The 17,651-nt window shown below is 53.6% G+C and carries 14 protein-coding genes and 2 pseudogenes; 7 read left to right on the forward strand and 9 right to left on the reverse strand.

Annotation, left to right across the window (positions count from 1 at the left end; all coding sequences use genetic code 11):
- Positions 1 to 281: 281 nt before the first annotated feature.
- The 5 genes and pseudogenes from UB23_RS12025 to mhpA form a co-directional block, all read right to left on the reverse strand.
- Positions 282 to 641, reverse strand: a pseudogene (locus UB23_RS12025) (ExbD/TolR family protein).
- Between the two features lie 67 nt (positions 642 to 708).
- Positions 709 to 1,926 (reverse strand): OprD family porin, encoded by a 1,218-nt coding sequence (locus UB23_RS12030; RefSeq protein ID WP_442963626.1) that lies wholly within the window; start codon positions 1,924 to 1,926, stop codon positions 709 to 711.
- Positions 1,927 to 2,101: 175 nt separating this feature from the next.
- Positions 2,102 to 3,475 (reverse strand): MFS transporter, encoded by a 1,374-nt coding sequence (locus tag UB23_RS12035; RefSeq protein WP_045059532.1) that lies wholly within the window; start codon positions 3,473 to 3,475, stop codon positions 2,102 to 2,104.
- A 197-nt stretch (positions 3,476 to 3,672) separates the two neighbouring features.
- Positions 3,673 to 4,674, reverse strand: coding sequence for a fumarylacetoacetate hydrolase family protein (locus tag UB23_RS12040; protein ID WP_045059533.1), 1,002 nt, complete (start codon positions 4,672 to 4,674; stop codon positions 3,673 to 3,675).
- Between the two features lie 44 nt (positions 4,675 to 4,718).
- A complete protein-coding gene (gene mhpA, locus UB23_RS12045) occupies positions 4,719 to 6,197 on the reverse strand; it encodes a bifunctional 3-(3-hydroxy-phenyl)propionate/3-hydroxycinnamic acid hydroxylase MhpA (RefSeq protein WP_045059534.1) in 1,479 nt (492 codons plus the stop codon).
- 85 nt (positions 6,198 to 6,282) lie between these two features.
- On the opposite strand from mhpA, the gene UB23_RS12050 reads away from it, so the two are divergent.
- Positions 6,283 to 6,837 (forward strand): VOC family protein, encoded by a 555-nt coding sequence (locus UB23_RS12050; protein ID WP_045059535.1) that lies wholly within the window; start codon positions 6,283 to 6,285, stop codon positions 6,835 to 6,837.
- Between the two features lie 139 nt (positions 6,838 to 6,976).
- On the opposite strand, the gene UB23_RS12055 is transcribed toward UB23_RS12050, so the two are convergent.
- Entirely contained in the window at positions 6,977 to 7,363 is a 387-nt protein-coding gene (locus UB23_RS12055; protein WP_045059536.1) for a nuclear transport factor 2 family protein, read from the reverse strand.
- 167 nt (positions 7,364 to 7,530) lie between these two features.
- Here UB23_RS12055 and UB23_RS12060 point away from each other — a divergent pair, with 167 nt between their 5' ends.
- Positions 7,531 to 8,292 carry an IclR family transcriptional regulator gene (locus UB23_RS12060; protein WP_045059537.1) on the forward strand — a complete coding sequence of 254 codons (762 nt, stop codon included), beginning with the start codon at positions 7,531 to 7,533 and terminating at the stop codon, positions 8,290 to 8,292.
- Between the two features lie 229 nt (positions 8,293 to 8,521).
- Here the strand turns inward: UB23_RS12060 and UB23_RS12065 are convergent, their stop codons facing one another.
- A complete protein-coding gene (locus UB23_RS12065; RefSeq protein ID WP_330218104.1) occupies positions 8,522 to 8,929 on the reverse strand; it encodes a transposase in 408 nt (135 codons plus the stop codon).
- Between UB23_RS12065 and UB23_RS12070 the strand changes: the two genes are divergently transcribed.
- Positions 8,838 to 9,116, forward strand: a complete 279-nt coding sequence (locus UB23_RS12070; RefSeq protein ID WP_045059538.1) for a hypothetical protein — start codon at positions 8,838 to 8,840, stop codon at positions 9,114 to 9,116. The genes UB23_RS12065 and UB23_RS12070 overlap by 92 nt on opposite strands.
- An 898-nt stretch (positions 9,117 to 10,014) precedes the next feature.
- On the opposite strand, the gene UB23_RS12075 is transcribed toward UB23_RS12070, so the two are convergent.
- Positions 10,015 to 11,634, reverse strand: coding sequence for a methyl-accepting chemotaxis protein (locus tag UB23_RS12075; RefSeq protein WP_045059539.1), 1,620 nt, complete (start codon positions 11,632 to 11,634; stop codon positions 10,015 to 10,017).
- A 1,706-nt stretch (positions 11,635 to 13,340) separates the two neighbouring features.
- Here UB23_RS12075 and UB23_RS30250 point away from each other — a divergent pair.
- The 3 genes and pseudogenes from UB23_RS30250 to UB23_RS12085 form a co-directional block, all read left to right on the forward strand.
- Positions 13,341 to 13,430, forward strand: a pseudogene (locus tag UB23_RS30250) (transcriptional regulator); the annotation flags it as partial.
- Positions 13,431 to 13,607: 177 nt separating this feature from the next.
- Positions 13,608 to 13,886, forward strand: coding sequence for a hypothetical protein (locus tag UB23_RS12080; RefSeq protein ID WP_045059540.1), 279 nt, complete (start codon positions 13,608 to 13,610; stop codon positions 13,884 to 13,886).
- A 310-nt stretch (positions 13,887 to 14,196) separates the two neighbouring features.
- Complete coding sequence (locus tag UB23_RS12085) at positions 14,197 to 15,753, forward strand: methyl-accepting chemotaxis protein (RefSeq protein ID WP_045059541.1); 1,557 nt, start codon at positions 14,197 to 14,199, stop codon at positions 15,751 to 15,753.
- 220 nt (positions 15,754 to 15,973) lie between these two features.
- Here UB23_RS12085 and UB23_RS12090 read toward each other — a convergent pair whose 3' ends face one another.
- Positions 15,974 to 16,327 (reverse strand): hypothetical protein, encoded by a 354-nt coding sequence (locus UB23_RS12090; protein WP_152644266.1) that lies wholly within the window; start codon positions 16,325 to 16,327, stop codon positions 15,974 to 15,976.
- 92 nt (positions 16,328 to 16,419) lie between these two features.
- Here UB23_RS12090 and UB23_RS12095 point away from each other — a divergent pair, with 92 nt between their 5' ends.
- The gene (locus UB23_RS12095; protein ID WP_045059543.1) at positions 16,420 to 17,640 is read left to right on the forward strand and encodes an HD-GYP domain-containing protein; all 1,221 of its coding nucleotides are present in this window, start codon (positions 16,420 to 16,422) and stop codon (positions 17,638 to 17,640) included.
- The last annotated feature ends 11 nt before the right edge of the window (positions 17,641 to 17,651 follow it).

A 17,651-nucleotide genomic window follows, 5' to 3' on the forward strand; every position in this document is an offset into this window, starting at 1 on the left:
AATGTAAAAAAGCCGTTTTGAAGTAAGCGGCCCACAAAACAGCAACTGTCCTGACGCCCCAATATTTAAAAGTGTGCCGTCATTGGTGCGGGCTTACGAGGTGATTACCAAAGCAGTATGTTAATCCGACACTGGGAGTGTTTGCTGCATGTCGTGAAATAGCCAGCGCGGGATGTCGTGCAGGAGGGTTAGGTAGAAGACCCAACGGATACCATGCGAAGATACACTCTACTTGACCACCTGTTTTATTAACGCGGAATAATTACCGACAACTTGGTAATTCATGCGCGCTTGATCGATGCTATGCCCCGCGCGACTTCGCCGTAATTCCCCCGTCATCCGTCGGCAATTGCACGCGTACTTCCGGGTCCTTGGCCTTGGCCGACTTTAGGTTGAAACTCCAGCAGATCGGGCTGGATTTCATCTTGTTGAGAAACAGTTTGCCGGGGCCGTTGATGCTTACCACCAGCGGATCCTTCTGCTCTACCGGCGCCACGGTTTCGGTCTTGGGCACGTTGATCGGGATGGCGCTGGTTAGCACTGCGGCGGTCACGATAAACACCACCAGCATCACATCCACACAGGGGTGTCACCTTGATTTCGCTCAGCACCTCATCACTGTTTTGCACAGAGATGACCATATGAGGCCGCCTGCTTCATTTTCTGCGTACCGTCCTGAGCTGTAACAACGGTGGCGCCAGACAGGGATCACCATAGTGCCAAGGTGTAACCGAGGATTATTCGGTTCTCATCGACAGCGGTGGTCAAGCCATTGCCTGAGCGAAACGTCACGTTGCGCCACCGTACGCTCACGTCCTTTAATACGCCGCTCTGGATGACATACGCGATATCGGTGTCGCGTTCGCGCTCTATGCCATTATCGAGGCTGGCGGTCTTGGCGTGACGGCCGTTGGTGTAACGGGTCATAAAGGTTAGGCCGGGAATGCCTTGGGCTGCGAAGTCATAGTCATAGCGTAGTTGCCAGGAGTCCTCGTCTGCTCGGGTGTAGGTGTTGTAGGTCACCAGGTTGACCACGTAGGGATCGCCACCGTTGAGAAACGGGAAGGCGCTGGCTCCGGACAACTGCTGCCAGGTGGCGCTGACTTTGTGCGCGCCCTTAACCAACGTGAACATGCTGTTGAAGTTGCGGTTGTCAATGCGCCCGGCGCGTTCGGCGCCGTCGCCGCGGCTGTCGAAGTAGCGCAGGTCGCTGCGCACGCTGAAGCCATTGCCCAAAGGCTGGGTGTGCACCAGACCGACGAAATGCTGGCGATAGATCTGATCGAGCTTACCGTAGTAGTAGCTTAGGTTCAGTTGCGGGTTGAAGGCGTAGCTGCCACCGGCAAAATCGAAGTGATCGCTGCTGGAGATGCCGTAGCCGATGTCGTCATTGCTCGACGAGTCGCGCAGATTGGTTTTGGTCAGACGTCCGGTATTGACCGTCAGGCCGCTAATTTCCTGGCTGGTCAGCAAGCCGCCCTGGAAAGTGGAGGCCAGCATACGGTTGTCATTATAGGTCGCCACTGGTAGCAGCGGTTGTAGGGTACCGATTTTCAGTACGCTTTTGGATGCGCGTAATTTGCCGGTCAAGCCCAGCGTGCTGAACTCGTCGGCCGGTTCGTGACTGTCGGGGCCATATGGCAGCAGACCGGTTCCCCGCCGGTCAGGGCTGGAGTCGAGCTTGACCCCCAATTTCCCGAGGGCATCAAGGCCAAAGCCGAACCTGCCATTGGTGTAGCCAGACTCGATTCGCGCCGTGAAGCTCTGGGCCCATTCAGCGGCGATGGATTGCGGGGCATTGTCCTGACGGAAATCGCGGTTGAGGTAGAAGTTACGCATTTCAATTCGGGCCTTACTGTCATCGATAAAGTCAGCCTTAGCGGGGGGAGAGAGCGCGGGTGCGCTAATTATGATCATGACCAACATCAGTTTTTTACGGGCGTGAATGTACGCGGGATTCATTATTTTTATTCCCTTGAAGCAGGCTGTTTTTCATTCAGGAAGGTGGTGAGCCAGTTTCCGGCTCACCTCGATTCTTCAGAGCGAACCTTTAATGGTCGCCCTTCGGGTATTAATTTAAAAACGGCGCCACCTCTATTCTCTAGTGCGCATTGGCAGTAGCCAAGCGAGCGGAGCTTTTCTTGCCAGGTAGGTGACTGCGTACTAGCAACAACGCGATGACGGCGGCGGCCATGCCGGCGCCGAGCATTACCAGGAAGCCTGAGAGGCCGCCAAAAGTAATTACAGCCGCTCCAATGAAGGCACTCAAAATGCCCCCAATCCTGCCGAATGCCAGGGCTGTAGCCATGCCAGTTGCACGAACCTCTGTCGGATAGACATGGGCGCACAAGCCATAGAGCGAGGTCTGTACGGCGTTAACAAAGAAACCGTGGACGCCAAAGCCGGCAATGACTAAACCCGCGTTATGACTGATATCGAGGCCCAACATCGCAAAAGCGCTCAGGGCGGCTAGGGACCCACAGATCAACAAAGGAACGCGTGACCCAAATCTGGTGATGGCATAGGCGCAAAATAGCGAACCTAGCACCCCCCCCAAGTTATGGGCGGCCAGGGCCTGACTGGCCAACGCCATTGACAGGCCCTCGGCCGATAGTACGGCCGGTAGCCAGTTGAAAGCGCTATACAGTGATAGCACGACGCTGAAAAATGCCAGACATATGGCGATAGTGTCCCGCGCGAAAGCCGCCTGAAACAGAGCTTTAAAGCCTAACCTCTTAGGTGATGGACGTTCTGCACTGTCGGCGAACTCAGAACTCTCTGAGATCGTGTGCCCCATGCGTTTTAGAATATGGATAAGTTCGGGCCAGCGTCGTTGGTGGCGCGCCAAATAGCGAGGGGACTCGGGCAGAAACACGAAGAGCAGCAAACTTAACAATATGGGCATTGAACCGCCAACCCAAAACAACCACTGCCAACCATGGCGAGATAGAACCCAAGCAGCAAAAAGTCCGGCGATCATCCCGCCGAGAGGGAAGCATACGATGGTCAGGGTTATAGCCATTGTGCGCTGACGAGCAGGGGTGTATTCGGCGGTGAGAGTGGCAGCGCAAGGCAATGCTGCGCCAATGCCCAAACCTGCTATAAAACGCAAAATCGTGACGCCCTCAACGTTCGAGGCAAAGCCGATTAGGATAGTAGCCGTTCCAAATAGCAAACAGCTGGTCGCTAGCACTCTACTTCGTCCAATGCGGTCTGCCAGACAACCACCGCAAGCCATGCCTATAGCCATACCAATAAGGCCAGCTGCTAATACCGAGCTAAACGCGGCGCGGGAAACACCCCATTCTTCCATCAATTGGGGGATAGCGAACCCGATCAGCTGTGAGTCGAAACCATCAAGAATTATCGCCATTGCGGCCATGAAAATGACTAATTTCTGCATGCCCAATAAGGGGCTGCTATCGAGAAACATGCCAATATCAATTTTTTGAATTGGCGCGCTTGTAGAGTTCATACTTTGCCCTCCACCGTTTTAAAAACGTTAGTTCGGCAAATATTTGAATGGTCTAAGGGCGTGACTTGAGAAACGCTGCATAGCGTCATGTCTGCGACTCCTGAGCGATAATTGTTTTTATTAGGGCGTATCTAAACGTTAAAAAGCCGCTGCTGGGCATGCCCAGTCGCGGCTTGCTGCCTGGCATAGCAGGGGGGTTATGGGTTCTTAACTGGCCCTTGGTACTGAACCACGGTCTGCTCTATCGCACCGAACACGGATTGGCCATCAGCATCCAGCATTTCTACTCGCACGCGGTCACCAAACTGGAGATGAGGGGTATGCATCTCACCGGTCGCTAGTTTCTCCAGCATCCTCTTTTCCTGAATGCAGGCTGTGCCCACCGAAGTGTCACGGTTCGATACTGTGCCGGAGCCGATAATGGTTCCGGCTCGCAGTTCGCGAGTTTGTGCGGCATGGGCGATCAGGCGAGGGAAGTCAAAGTAGCAGTCAACACCTGCATCTGGCTTGCCCAGGAGGCTGTCATTGACGTGGCAGATCAAGGGAAGAAGCACCTTGCCGCCATCCCAGGCTCCACCCAGCTCTTCAGGGGTTATGGCAACCGGAGAAAATGCGGTAGAAGGCTTCGAGACGAGGAAGCCAAAGCCCTTTGCCAACTCGGCTGGCATGATATTGCGCAGGCTTACGTCATTCAGAATCATGACCAGCTTGATGTGCTTGCTTGCTTCCTCGACGGAAACGCCCATGGGTACGTCGTCGGTCACGATGGCGACCTCACCCTCCAGGTCAATTCCCCATTCAGATTTGGCTACCAGGATTGGGTCGCGAGGTCCGATAAAGGAATCCGATGCGCCCTGATAAAGCATGGGGTCGTGATAGAGCTGTTCTGGCATCTCCGCGTTGCGCGCTTTACGTACCAACTCTGCATGATTGAGATATGCAGAGCCATCGCACCACTGGAAAGTACGTGGCAGAGGCGACTCCAGCTGGCATTGCTCAAAATCAAAAGCGCCGAGCGCCTGGCCGGCGTTGAGCTTATCGGAGAGTGCTTTCAGCTGTGGTTGTACTTTTGGCCACTCTTCAAGTGCTTCGAGCAACGTCGCTGCAATTCCCTCTGCTGGAACGGCCTTTTTGAGGTCACTCGAAACTAGAACTAGTGCACCGTCGCGACGGCCATTTTTTAGTGATGCAAACTTCATATTATTTTCCTTACTAAGGGTTGCGGAGAGAGCTGCTTCGAGCCTCAGGGTTTAATCCAAGCGGCCAGATGCTCCAGCGTGAGAGGTAAATCGGCGAGGTTGGCTAGGCCGTCGAAGACATACCTGTCAGGGCGCAGCAGCACCGCTGCGAGATTGTTGTCCTTTAACCATTGCTGAGATCTCAGACCTCCATCGCGAATAACCTTGACGCCGAGGACTTCCAGCAGTCCTCCGGTCTCCGCTGTCAGCTGATGGGCTTGAGTTGCTTCGATCACTAAGCAGAAGTGTGGACCGACCAGGTCATCCAGCCAGTGGCCGTCGGGCAGCACGGATTGGAAGCCGATCTTGCCGACGATTCCTTCTGTTCCCATATGCACGCCGGGGCCTAAAGTTGGGCGGGGGAAAGGAAAACAAAGGCCCTTACTCTTAAGCTCGGTATTGCGCACGGATGCCGCCTGGGGGCACGTCTCCTGAATGATCCCGCCTAGCTGTACGGCAAGGTCGACGAATTCACGGGCGTGTGGTTTACGCTCAGGCTCGTAGGTGTTCAGGATCCCAGCGCTATCAGGATGGGCTATGGCCTGCGCAAGTTTCCATGACAGATTGGCTGCGTCACGCGCAGCGGCGCACAGTCCTTGGCCGAGGAACGGCGGCGTCTGGTGGGCCGCGTCTCCGGCGATAAACAGGCGACCCTTTTGCCATTCCTGACTGATCAAGGAGTGGAACATATAGGTGGCCGCACGCTCCAGCTTGCCTTGAGAAGGCCTTACCCAAGGCGCCAATAGTTCCCAGACTTTCTCCGGGTGAGTGATTTCGGTCTGGTCGTCGCTGTCCAGCAGCATGATTTCCCAGCGCCTGCGAAGTGGCGTGATGTAGTTCGAAGTGGCTGGGCGGGACGGGTTGCAGTGCTGCACGGTGTGCTCAGGGAGGTCCAGTGGTCGATACAACTGCACATCGACGACTAACCACGCTTGGTGCAGGCCGAGATCCTCGTGGCTTTCGCCTATCCACTGGCGAACGATCGAGCGGGCTCCGTCACAACCCACTACATAGCGAGCTTCAATTTGCTCACTCTGACCTGTTTGGCCATTCAGTACACTCAGAGTGACCCCTACATCATCTTGACGAAAATCCGTCACCTGTACGCCTTCACGCAACTCTACATGGGGGAAACGGGAGAGGCCGGCACGAACTGCCTTTTCAAGGTCGGGTTGATGGAAGTAGTAGTCGTTATGCCATCCCTGGTCACCCAGACCCTGTTGGCCCTCCCGTACCACCAGGGTTTCTCCCTCGGCATCCACCCAGTGCATGCCATGCCCAGGGCGGCTTAATGCCAGCACTTCATTAGCCATACCAGCCGCTTGGATGATGCGCATGGTTTCCCCGTCGATATGAACTGCACGGGGTATCTCCAGCACTCCAGCTGCTCGCTCAAGCACCAGCGTGCTTACGCCCAATTCCCCCAGAAGATTGGCGAGGAGGGCGCCGGTGGGCCCGCAGCCGATGATAACGACGTCTTTCATTTTTATTCCGCCTTGTTTGTCACAATATGAGAATAATGGTATTTATAGGTGGCGGTGTCAAAGAAAAAATTGAGAGGAAATCACAATGAGCAAAAATACTGGATTGAAGTTCAGCCACATGGGCATCTTCGCCCGGGATGTCGAGGCGCTAGGAGCCTTCTACTCTGAGGTTCTGGGTTTCACCATTACGGATAGGGGGAGCTTGGAGGGGCCGAACGGGCGCATCGACTTGGTATTCACCAGTCGCGATCCGGATGTGCACCATCAGATAGTTTTGGTCTCGGGACGCCCGGAGCATCTCGACTTCAATGTCGTCAATCAAATCTCGATGACGGCAGACTCGATAGAAACGCTTCAGGCGTTTCACCAGCGGCTCAAGGAGGCTCCGGTCACGGAGTTGGCGCCAGTTACTCACGGCAATGCGCTATCACTGTATTTCCGCGACCCGGAGGGCAACCGTATCGAAATCTATGTCGATACACCTTGGTACGTTAGCCAGCCGATGCGAGTGCCAATGCCGATTGAGTTACCGCCAGACGAGTTACTGGCCTGGGCTGAAGTCCATGCACGAAAGCTTCCAGGCTTCCGTCCCCGTAGTGAATGGCGGACAGAAATGGCCAGGCTCATGGGTGTGGATTGATCACACCAGGGCATAAGGTCGCGGGGCTTAGCTATGCGCCCCGCACTCGTAGCGGAATGAAGTTTCTCGCCGAAAAGAGACGGAATTTAGCGCGCCTAGAGCCGATAGGTTGTCGCGGACCGCTATTGGTGGTCGGCTTTTAAACCTTGGGACAGCCTTGGTGGGCGAATAGCCTCCAGCGCCGTCCACCGGCCAGCTCTTCGTTCGCCCATACAGTCATAAACAGGCTACTCACCGCCTTCTCCTGACCTGCCTTGAGCACCTTTGCGGTCATCAGCCCTGTCACTATCAGACTGTCATCGGATGCTTGGGCACCGATCTGGGAAAATTCGAGAGACAGATATTTCAGGCTCCCATCCGCTAGCTTGGTCAAAAAACTGTTCTTGTTATCTCTGACACCGGTGGAGTGCATATAGACCAGCTTGGGTGATAGCAGCAAATCTAACTCGGCTTGATCTGATTTTAAAAGAGCTTCGCATCGGCGTCGCTCTAGGCAGGAGGCGAGGTGTACGTGGGCGTTCAACACGACAGAAATTCCTTAGAGAGAGATTATACTGAACCATAGATAATGGTATAAATTATCATATTGCGATAATTCTCGGTACGAATCTTGCGTTTAGGATGCGTCCTTGTTATTGCCTAGCCGCACATCGTTATTTTGTTATTAGCGCTTTAGGATCCTGCAGAATCCCCATGATAGAAAAATCCGATTCAAGCCTTTCCCGCATGCTTAGCGTACTGGATCTGTTCACTGACAATCAGCTGAGTTGGTCTGCTGACGCCATCTCAGACGCATTGCAGGTGTCATTACCAACCGGCTACCGCTACGTGAGAATGCTCACCGAAGCAGGCCTGCTGCAACGCTCTGCCGACTCGATGTACACCCTGGGGCCGAGAGTCATGGTCCTGGACCATTACATACGTAAGGCCGATCCTGTGTTGCAGCATGCCTTGCCGCTTATGCAGGAGTTGGTGGCGCAGACCGGCTTCAACTGTATCGTCTCGGGACTTTTTGGTAGCCAGATCCTTGACACACACCATGAACTGAGCTCCACGCCGACTAATCTTAGTTATGGCCGGGGACGGATCCGACCACTGTTTAAAGGCGCGGCGCCGAAGATCATTCTGGCAAGCTTCACCACATCACAGTTGCACAAAGTCTTTGATTCCAACCAGAAGGAGATATCAGAGGCTGATTTGCCGACGGGATGGGCGACTTTTAGAAAGTATTACAGCGATATTCGCAAAGCTGGCTTCTATCTCTCCGTCGGGGAAGTGGATGAAGATGTGGCAGCCGTATCGGTGGCGCTCCAGCCACTTCAGGGGCCGGTTCAGGGAGCGCTAAGTTTAGTTAGCTCGGTTGATCGTATGAATCTGGTTAACCAGACGAAATTGATTCAGCTCTTGCAGCGGACTGCCCAGGAAATAATGACCCGAGTGTCACCTGCAAATTGATCTTTGGGGGCCTATTTACACAGGTCACAAGATGGCTGACTCGATGGGTTCCCACGGATGACTGCTTTTGACCCAGAGTGTGTGAAAACGCGCGGATGCGCTGTTGGCGCGCAGCGCTGACGGTTGTTAGCTGAGTAATTGCTCACAACAAGGCCTGCGGATCATCACGAGGGTCTGGGAGCCACCAGCGCCGCTTCTACTTTGCCGGGTGGCCAAACTACAGATCTCTTCAGGCCGACATCGCCATCATTAACAAACCGCTGGTGCCGAGAATTTTCATGACCCGCTTCAAGTTGTAGGCGAGGACGTTCAAACTCATCTCCGCACTTACTCCGTTTAGCTTTCGTATCAGGAAGTGCGTCGCGCCCATCCATTGTTTGAGTGTACCGAAGGGATGCTCGACCGTCCGCTTGCGGACTCGCATCATGTCCGGCGCGTTGCTCAGTCTGTTCTGCATATTCTCCAGTATGGCGTCATGCTCCCAGCGTCGAACCCGCCGTTCCCGTTTGAATCGGGTCAAACTTTGCTTGATCGGAGTTCTACCTATGGACAGATACACCCCCCTTTCCGGACTCGACGAGATTCCGGCCGCACTGCTCATCGACACACAAGCCCCACTCGACGTCCTCCTGGCCATGGCCGATTACCGCATCCGCACGGTCACGCAGGTGCTGGAAAACATCGCCTTCCGCGCCGAAATTGGTTGCGACACTGTCGTGCTGGCGGACTTTTCCAAACTGCTGGCCATTCCGCTGCGTGATGGTTGTGACCTGCTGGAAGTGGTTGGTAAACGGTTACGGGCGCAGGCGTCGGCGTCGGCGTAAATCAAACGGGCACCTTGAAGGTACCCGTTTTTTTGTGGGCTTTGACGCCGAACGTTAATCCGCTTTCACGTCCAGGACGCATTCCATCGCACCGCTCTGCAGCGGGCGCTGTTTTCTCAGGACAACTTCAAGCGCGCGGCCTGTAATCAAGCGGGCGGGAGATAACCTGTGAGCAAAACAGCCCTTCTGGAAACTTGCGAGAGGGGAGGGGGCGTTTAGCTCGAAGACCGGATCCAACCGTGGGCTCTCGGGCGCAAGAACTGGCTTTTCACCGGGTAGCTAACGGCTGATTTTCGTCTGTCGGAACAGGCTGGGATCGACCCAGAGTTTGAAAAAACGCTTCGCCAAAATTGAAGTGTCCGCGTCTACGTTGTATCTGAAATTTATCGGCACGTCTGCAGATGTGGATTTCGCCTAGAAACGCGATGTCCAGTCCGGTTTGAGCACCTGACGCGCTCAAAAACGTTTTTACACAGCCTCGACCCATAGCGGTCAGTCGATACTTTGTCTTTTCTGCGTTTCTCAAGTACAGCATTGCCGCGGAAAAAGTACGTAAACCAGCCGCAATCGAAATGAGTTACAGATCTCTCTACGGAAGCACTCGCGGCTTCTTGAGGCTATCCAGCGCATCTAACCCTCGATCTTACTGGACTTGTTGGTAAGCGCTGCATCAGCACATCTTTGAGAAAGGCGCGCCGAAATCAGCATGCGTTTGGGCAAGTCATTTATCGAGGCGCGGTGTGCCGTAAGCACAATTACGCTCAGCGCATCACATTTTTTCTGGCTATCCTTGCGATGCGACAACTGGAGCATTTTTGAATACGAGGTGTCGGCGCTGATTGAAAACTGACCCACCCTGCCGATCAGAAGCTCGTCACAAGCTCAAAAAAGCCTTTTTTCACACCACGAATCGGTTAACCAACTGATTCAAATTAACTGCCAGTTTTGACATTTCACCGCACGCACTAGCTGTCTGGCTTGCTCCGGCAGCACTCTGTGTTGCCAGCTCGCGAATACTGACCAGATTACGGTCAACCTCCCGCGCAACATGCGACTGCTCTTCAGATGCAGTAGCGATCATGAGATTTCGCTCATTGATCTGAACAATGGCCGTTGATATTTGATCCAGCGAGGTACTGGCCTCCTGGGCGACACCAAGTGATTCGGTCGCAAGGTCTCTGCTCGTATTCATCGCCTTCACGGCCAGATCAGAATCGTTCTGGATGGCAGCGATCATCTGCTCGATTTCTTGAGTCGAGACCTGAGTGCGATGGGCCAAAGCTCTTACTTCGTCAGCAACTACCGCAAACCCACGGCCTTGCTCGCCTGCGCGTGCGGCCTCGATAGCAGCGTTTAAAGCCAACAGGTTGGTTTGCTCTGCAATCGCCCGAATCACATCGACAACTTTAGTGATGCTTTGGGCACGATCCGACAACCCTTGAATCTGTTCGCTCGTGTTTTCAACGTTACCGCTCAGCTTTTGAATTGACTTCAATGTCTGAGCCACTCGCGCCAAACCTATCTCGGCATAGCCCTGGGTACGCGTTGATTCTTCAGAAGCTGACTGCGCGTTACGAGCGACCTCATCAACGGCCGCGCTCATTTCAGTGACCGCGGTGGCAGCTTGATTGACCTCGTCATTTTGTGCGACAAGACCCCGACTAGACTCCTCGGTGACCGCTGTCATCTCTTCTGACGTAGACGCCAGTTGGGTAGACGAATCGGATATTTGCATAATCGTAGTGCGCAGGTTTGCCTGCATTTGTGCGAGTGCTTTCAACAGTCGCCCAGCTTCATCAGTCCCACTGACCAATATTTCCTTGGAGAGGTCACTGGCTGCGATACGCTCCGCAACCGACAAGGCATCGTTGATAGGAGACGTAATACTTTTCGTCAGCAGCGATGCCAGCCCAACCGTCAGGACGACAACGCCAGAAATTAGGCCGACAACCAGCCAAAATCCATTGTTATAGAGATCGGTTGCGTTTTGCCCAGCCTGCGCTGCGCCTTCGTTGTTAAAATTGATCAAGTCTTTGATCTGCCCCTCCATCTTATTTGTCAGAGGGCGGATGCTGGTAGTCACTAGGCTAGACGCAGCAGCTATGTCACCCTGCCTCATCAGCGGTTCGAGACGCTCCAACTGTTTGGAGTACTCATCGACGCTGGTTTTCACCAATGTGAATAACGTGGCCTCCTTCTCGTTCGATACGAGGGAGGCGTAATTAGCCACCACATCGGTGAGCGCCTTGCGGTACGCAGGGAAGCTATCAATCGTCTTTTGAATGGATTGGGGTTCAGCAAGGCCTCGCTGTGTTTCTAGCCTCAAGCGAAGGACTGTAGCGTTCATCAGTGCCGCTTGTTGGATGCTAGCCATCCAGTTGAGTTCGACGTCTTTCTCGGCGTCCCTCAGCTCCCGCATCTGCATCACTGCGAATGTGCCAAGCGCAAAGACCAAAGCGATAATTAACGTGAAAAATAGGGCCGCGCGTTGAGCCACATTGAGGTTTCTAAAGAGCATACGAAATTCCAGTGTTAGAACGTGGTTGATTTTTTAACAGGCCATCGACTCGAAGGTTATGGTGCTGCGCAGATCACCCTTAACGATGGCTTCATTAACCCGATATATGTCGGTCAACGGGGTGACGATATTTTTGATAAACAGCAAAGCGAGTACAAAAGTCCCCAGTGTGGCTGCCAATTATGATAATAATTACAGACATCAGGCAGCTTTGATTGGTGTTCTAGAATAGCTTGCCCGCATTACCACCCTCGCCGATTTTTTTTGGACAAGCCTATCTACCGCATCTGAGAGAAGCCCGCTTATAGGCTTGATGTCTGAATTTGCATAATCCTGTGCATCCCTCTGTGCATAATGGTTGTCGAGTGCTGTGAGTTGATCAAGCGCTGCAAATAATTTGCACCATTACTTGAAATGACCGTGAACAATCAAGCCGCTATCCCGCTCACTACAAAGGATGCGTGGGCTTTGGCTTTGAGTGTGCTGGATTGCTTGCGAGTCGGCCTGATATATCAGTCGCCGCTTTTCCAATCGTAGCCGCATTAATCACGTATGCAACGAGAATGCTTTCCAATTGGTCGTTTTCCAACTCCCTGGAGGTCTCTTGGATTTACCCCCTTTACCAGGGCTTACACCGCCCAGTGCAACCAATCACAGGGCCATTAGGGTACCGCTGAGTGTACTGCGCACCGATACCCTAAAATTTCTCATTCTCGCCGATGACAGAATTACCTTCCAATTCGTTATCGGCCAGTGCAAGCGAAGCATGAGCACTTTATCAGTGAAAACCTTAATTAATCTATGGGTGAGGTTTGAGGCGATACCTGAGTGCAATCCAAGCAATTCATGCGCCGGTCTGGGCGCCATTAGATTAATTTGGAATATAAACCAGTCTCGACTGCATGAAATAGCCGCTCAATAACGCTAGAATCAGTTCCCAGTCAGATTTAAGCAATCAGCTTCCTTGTCTTGTCGAGGTTATGTGGATCCAGAGGCAGCTTTTTCGAAGAAATATGTTGTTGGTATGGAAGAACGTAGAAGGCTACTAACCTAAGAATTCTGATGAGCCGCTGTTGCATTTTTATTTTTTACAGAGAAATACATGTAAATGGATTAGTTTATGGTTAGTTGAATACAAGTCATTCCGACAATCCAAAACAAACGAAATTAGTTGGTCGTCGCAACATTCCGATTTGCTTCTGACTCAGAGTGTGAAAAAACGCTTCGCCAAAATTGAAGTGTCCGCGGCTACGTTAAATCTGAAATTCATCGGCACGTCTGCAGATGTGGATTTCGCGTAGAAACGCGATTTCCAGTCTACACAGCCTCGGCCGATTGCTGCCTGTAGCGAAGCGCTCCAATCGTCACAAAAAAGACGGCCGGCCCTATCCGGAAATGCTCGATCTCGCTCCCTCAAACGCGTCCCATTTGATACGTGGCATGGTTCTCCGATGCCAAATTCGCCCGCCGCGAAAGCAATTTTTCTCAATGCATTATTCAGGGTTCCCGATTCAGCGAGTCGAAACCGGGCAGCGCTTGTCGATCCGATACCAACGTTACGCAGTGTGGGTTACCAATCCTGATGAACACACTGTGTGCCCATTCTCCGTCGATTTGCTTTAAGTGCTTCAGACCTTATCCATTGCTTGAGCGGCCAGGTGTTCAGAAGTCTGGTGCTCCAACACCTAAACCATGGTTCAGTCTCCCTGGACATTCATCAGGCTCTGGGTTCGCCCTCGCTTTTCGCCATTGGCTCGTCTACTGACCATCCGGAATACCTCGCTGACCGAAACGTTTAATGAGGCGCAGGCGGTGGTTTTGCGTAAAAGGGCCTGGTTGAGGGGCCCTTGATTGGACCTGACCTTGCCCGCTGTTCCGATGAAGCTTATAGTCCGCACCGTCGCCCACAATGGCGACTCAGGTTTGGCGACCTGATCGATCGGGTCAACCTTTGCTTGATCGGAGTTTTACCTATGGACAGATACACCCCCCTTTCCGGACTCGACGAGATTCCGGCCGCACTGCTCATCGACACTCAAGCCCCACTCGACGCCCTCCTGGCCATGGCCGATTACCGAATCCGCACGGTCACGCAGGTGCTGGAAAACATCGCCTTCCGCGCCGAGATTGGTTGCGACACTGTCGTGCTGGCGGACTTTTCCAAACTGCTGGCCATTCCGCTGCGTGATGGTTGTGACCTGCTGGAAGTGATCGGTAAACGGTTACGGGCGCAGGCGCAGGCGTCGGCGTAAATCAAAACGGGCACCTTGAAGGTGCCCGTTTTTTGTGGACTTTGACGCCGAACGTTAATCCGCTTTCACGTCCAGGACGCATTCCATCGCACCGCTCTGCAGCGTGCGCTGTGTTCTGAGCACAACTTCAAGCGAGCGGCTTGTAATCAAGCGGGCGGGAGATGACCTGTGAACAAGGCAGTTTCCTCTCAACCCTACCTTACATTCCGACGAAGTGTGGAAAAACTAGCTAATGCATATCGAAGAGACGCCGATAGGCATCTGTGGTCTATCCTCTGGTTAAACGCAGTCTGCAGCTTTGGAGTATAAAATGTTTGGTTGGATCAGCAATATCCGTGTCAGCGCCAAACTCGGTCTTGGATTCGGCTTGGTATTAGGGCTGACTTTTCTCCTTGCACTAACCGGCTGGACAGCAATCAATATTCTTGCTGAGCGCAGCGTCAAAGTACAGGACATCGCTCGTGTCAGCGAGATGACCAAGGACCTGCGAATTCATCGCTTGCAGATGGAGCTCAACCCTAAGGGGGACGGTGCCCGGATGATCCTCCAGACCCTCGACGAACTGGCTGGGTATTTGAATACTGCTCGTGTCCAATTGACTGTGTCCAGCGATAAGGCGCTGATTGACCAGCAGATAGCTGCGGTCAAGGTGTACCGCGATGCCCTGAGCGACTTAAGCCAGGCGGGAGCCGATCTGACTCCGGTGTTCGCCCGAATGGGTGTGCAAGGAGATATCCTGCTCAGTAACACCCAGCAGTTGGTAGCGTCGCAATCCGCCAAGCGCGATGCCGATTCGTCTTTTGCTAAAAACTTGCTTGCTATCATCGCTGCGCTGGCATTGCTGCTCGGTGCCGTCGCGGCCTGGATCATTACCCGGCAAATCGTTACACCGTTGCAGCATATCCTCAAGAACGTCGATCGTATTGCCTCCGGCGATTTGAGTCAGCATCAGGAGGTCAATCGCCGCGATGAGGTAGGGCAATTGCAGAGAAGCCTACAACAGATGACCATCGGCCTGCGCGAACTGATTGGCGGTATCGGCGCTAGCGTCATCCAGATTTCTAGCGCTGCCGAAGAGTTGTCAGCCGTCACCGAGCAGACCAGTGCTGGTGTGAACAGCCAGAGAGTCGAAACCGATCAAGTTGCTACTGCCATGAACGAAATGACCTCCACCGTGCAAGAGGTAGCGCGTAATGCTGAAGAAGCCTCTGATGCCGCGGCCGCCGCAGATCAGCAGGCTCGCGAAGGTGACAAAGTTGTTGGCGAGGCCGTGGCTCAAATCGAACGCCTGGCTTTCGAAGTCGGTAACTCCACCGTAGCTATGAGTAATCTCAGAGAGGAAAGCAACAAAATCGGCGGTGTGCTCGATGTTATTAAGGCGGTAGCACAACAAACCAACCTACTCGCTCTCAATGCCGCCATTGAGGCCGCGCGAGCTGGTGAAGCTGGAAGAGGTTTTGCGGTAGTTGCCGATGAAGTTCGTAGCCTGGCGAAGCGTACCCAGCAATCCACCGAAGAAATTGAAAAGCTAATCTCCAGCTTGCAAAGCGGCACTCGAGAGGTATCCGCCGTTATGGAGAGCAGTCGTATATTGACTGACAGCAGTGTTGAATTAACTCGTCGTGCCGGAACCTCTTTGGCAAATATCACCCGCACGGTGTCTACGATCCAGTTGATGAATCAGCAGATAGCCTCAGCCGCTGAACAGCAGAGCGCAGTGGCTGAAGAGATCAACCGGAGCGTGCTCAACGTGCGTGATATCTCTGAACAAACTGCTGGCGCTAGTGATGAGACAGCTGCCTCAAGTATAGAGTTGGCACGCTTAGGTCATGAACTTGACGGTTTGGTTAAGCGCTTTCGACTATAGGGCTGGCCTAAAGCGCTCCCCAGTCTGAAAGCCGACATAGTGATAGATTGAAAATGTGGACACCAGGGTGGATACCTGATCGTCGCAGAATATTTAACAGATGCTACCTACTCAGCCTCAAAGGCGACTTTCATCCCCAAGGCGACAGCTGCTTTGTGGGCCTTGCCTCGATTTCCTTTTTTTGCGCCGGACAACCTGATAGGTGGTGAATTGGTCGAGCTCATGCTGGCGAGCCCTCATCAACCAACTGAGTGAGCATGGGCTGGATTGCATCAGCGCTCATGTCCAAGCGGTCGCACAAGGCGCTGTTGAGGTACTTAAACTTACCGATGGATGAGCGTGCGCAGAGATTTTTTGCATAAATTCCAGTAGCCAAGCGCCCCATAGGTGCTTGGACGCAGGCGTTCAGCGGGTGGGTTGAGTGATCAGCGTCCAACATCACAGCACGATTTTGCGCGGTGAGTCCAAACTTCATCCAGGTCAGCACATCCATCATCAGCTCTTGAGTGGAGTGCAGTGAAAAGGCCGGTAATAAGACATTTCCTCGTTTGGTTAAAAGCGTCTGCCCAATCACTTCGCCAACCCACGCGGTGGATGGTTGTACGCTCAGTGATGAGCGACAGCAACGCAGAGCATTGAAATACCAACTGAATATAGGTTCCCAACATGCTGAAATGTATAAGCACCACCGAGCTCTGCCTGGGCATGCATATCAGCGAATTATGTGGCTCCTGGATGGACTACCCCTTCTGGAGAAATCGATTCACCCTGACTAAGGAACACGATCTGGAGCAGATCCTGCACTCGTCCATCACCCAGGTCTGGATCGACACGGACAAGGGGCTCGATGTACTTGAGGGGCGTGCGAGCCTGTCGGTCGAAGAGGTCGAACGGACAGTCGAAGTTCGTCTGCTGGCTATTGGCGAAAAGCAGTCGTTAGCTCATGCCAGCATGAAAGAGGAGGTCGCTGCGGCATTCAGGATCTGTGCTCGCTCCAAGTCGGCGGTGGAGCAGATGTTCAATCATGCACGCATGGGGGCGGTGATCGAACTGGAGCAGATCGTCACTCTGGTTGACGATATCTCCAATTCGATCCTGCGCCATCCCAATGCCTTGATCAGCCTGGCACGCCTGAAGAATGCCGACGAATATACCTACATGCATTCGGTGGCCGTGTGTGCGCTGATGATTGCTCTGGCGCGTCAGCTGGGGCTGGACGAGGCGCAGGTGCACGAAGCCGGTATCGCCGGGCTGCTGCATGACATCGGCAAGGTGACCATCTCCGACACTATTCTCAACAAGCCGGGGAAACTCACCGATAGCGAATACGCAACGGTCTGCCATCACCCGCAGGCCGGTGCGGCGATCCTGGTATCCTGCCGGCATGTCAGCGCCCTCGCGGTGGATGTGTGCCTGCATCACCACGAAAAAGTCGACGGCAGCGGTTACCCCTTTGGTCTCAATGGTGAACAGATCAGCCTGTTTGCCCGCATGGCGGCAGTCTGCGATGTCTACGATGCGATTACTTCGGACCGAGCTTACAAAAAGGGCTGGGGGCCGGCGGAGTCGATCCAGAAAATGGCCCAGTGGCACGGTCATTTCGATAAAAAAGTATTCGACGCGTTTGTCAGGACCGTCGGAATTTATCCGGTGGGGTCTCTGGTGCGACTGCAAAGCGGGGGGCTGGCGGTGGTGATCGAACAACATGAAAAGTCGTTGTTGACGCCCAAAGTGAAGGTGTTTTTTTTGGCCAAGGGGCGCACCTCCATTTTGCCTAGGGTGGTCAACCTGGCCAAGTTAGTGGGCGTGGACAAGATCGTCGCACGAGAGTCGGCCGAAGCCTGGGGATTTACCTGCCTCGATGAGTTATGGGCAGGCAGGCGCTAAAGTGGGCGTTT

It is taken from the genome of Pseudomonas sp. ES3-33 (assembly GCF_000952175.1).
GTDB classification, from domain to species: Bacteria; Pseudomonadota; Gammaproteobacteria; order Pseudomonadales; family Pseudomonadaceae; genus Aquipseudomonas; species Aquipseudomonas gregormendelii.

What these genes read in the sequence shown, in the direction of transcription:
- UB23_RS12095 (WP_045059543.1), top strand. Translation starts at nt 16,420, where the DNA reads ATGCTGAAATGTATAAGCACCACCGAGCTCTGCCTGGGCATGCATATC.
- UB23_RS12065 (WP_330218104.1), bottom strand. Translation starts at nt 8,929, where the DNA reads ATGGCCAGGAGGACGTCGAGTGGGGCTTGTGTGTCGATGAGCAGTGCG.
- UB23_RS12085 (WP_045059541.1), top strand. Translation starts at nt 14,197, where the DNA reads ATGTTTGGTTGGATCAGCAATATCCGTGTCAGCGCCAAACTCGGTCTT.
- UB23_RS12035 (WP_045059532.1), bottom strand. Translation starts at nt 3,475, where the DNA reads ATGAACTCTACAAGCGCGCCAATTCAAAAAATTGATATTGGCATGTTT.
- UB23_RS12050 (WP_045059535.1), top strand. Translation starts at nt 6,283, where the DNA reads ATGAGCAAAAATACTGGATTGAAGTTCAGCCACATGGGCATCTTCGCC.
- UB23_RS12075 (WP_045059539.1), bottom strand. Translation starts at nt 11,634, where the DNA reads ATGCTCTTTAGAAACCTCAATGTGGCTCAACGCGCGGCCCTATTTTTC.
- UB23_RS12060 (WP_045059537.1), top strand. Translation starts at nt 7,531, where the DNA reads ATGATAGAAAAATCCGATTCAAGCCTTTCCCGCATGCTTAGCGTACTG.
- UB23_RS12030 (WP_442963626.1), bottom strand. Translation starts at nt 1,926, where the DNA reads ATGTTGGTCATGATCATAATTAGCGCACCCGCGCTCTCTCCCCCCGCT.
- UB23_RS12040 (WP_045059533.1), bottom strand. Translation starts at nt 4,674, where the DNA reads ATGAAGTTTGCATCACTAAAAAATGGCCGTCGCGACGGTGCACTAGTT.
- mhpA (WP_045059534.1), bottom strand. Translation starts at nt 6,197, where the DNA reads ATGAAAGACGTCGTTATCATCGGCTGCGGGCCCACCGGCGCCCTCCTC.
- UB23_RS12070 (WP_045059538.1), top strand. Translation starts at nt 8,838, where the DNA reads ATGGACAGATACACCCCCCTTTCCGGACTCGACGAGATTCCGGCCGCA.
- UB23_RS12080 (WP_045059540.1), top strand. Translation starts at nt 13,608, where the DNA reads ATGGACAGATACACCCCCCTTTCCGGACTCGACGAGATTCCGGCCGCA.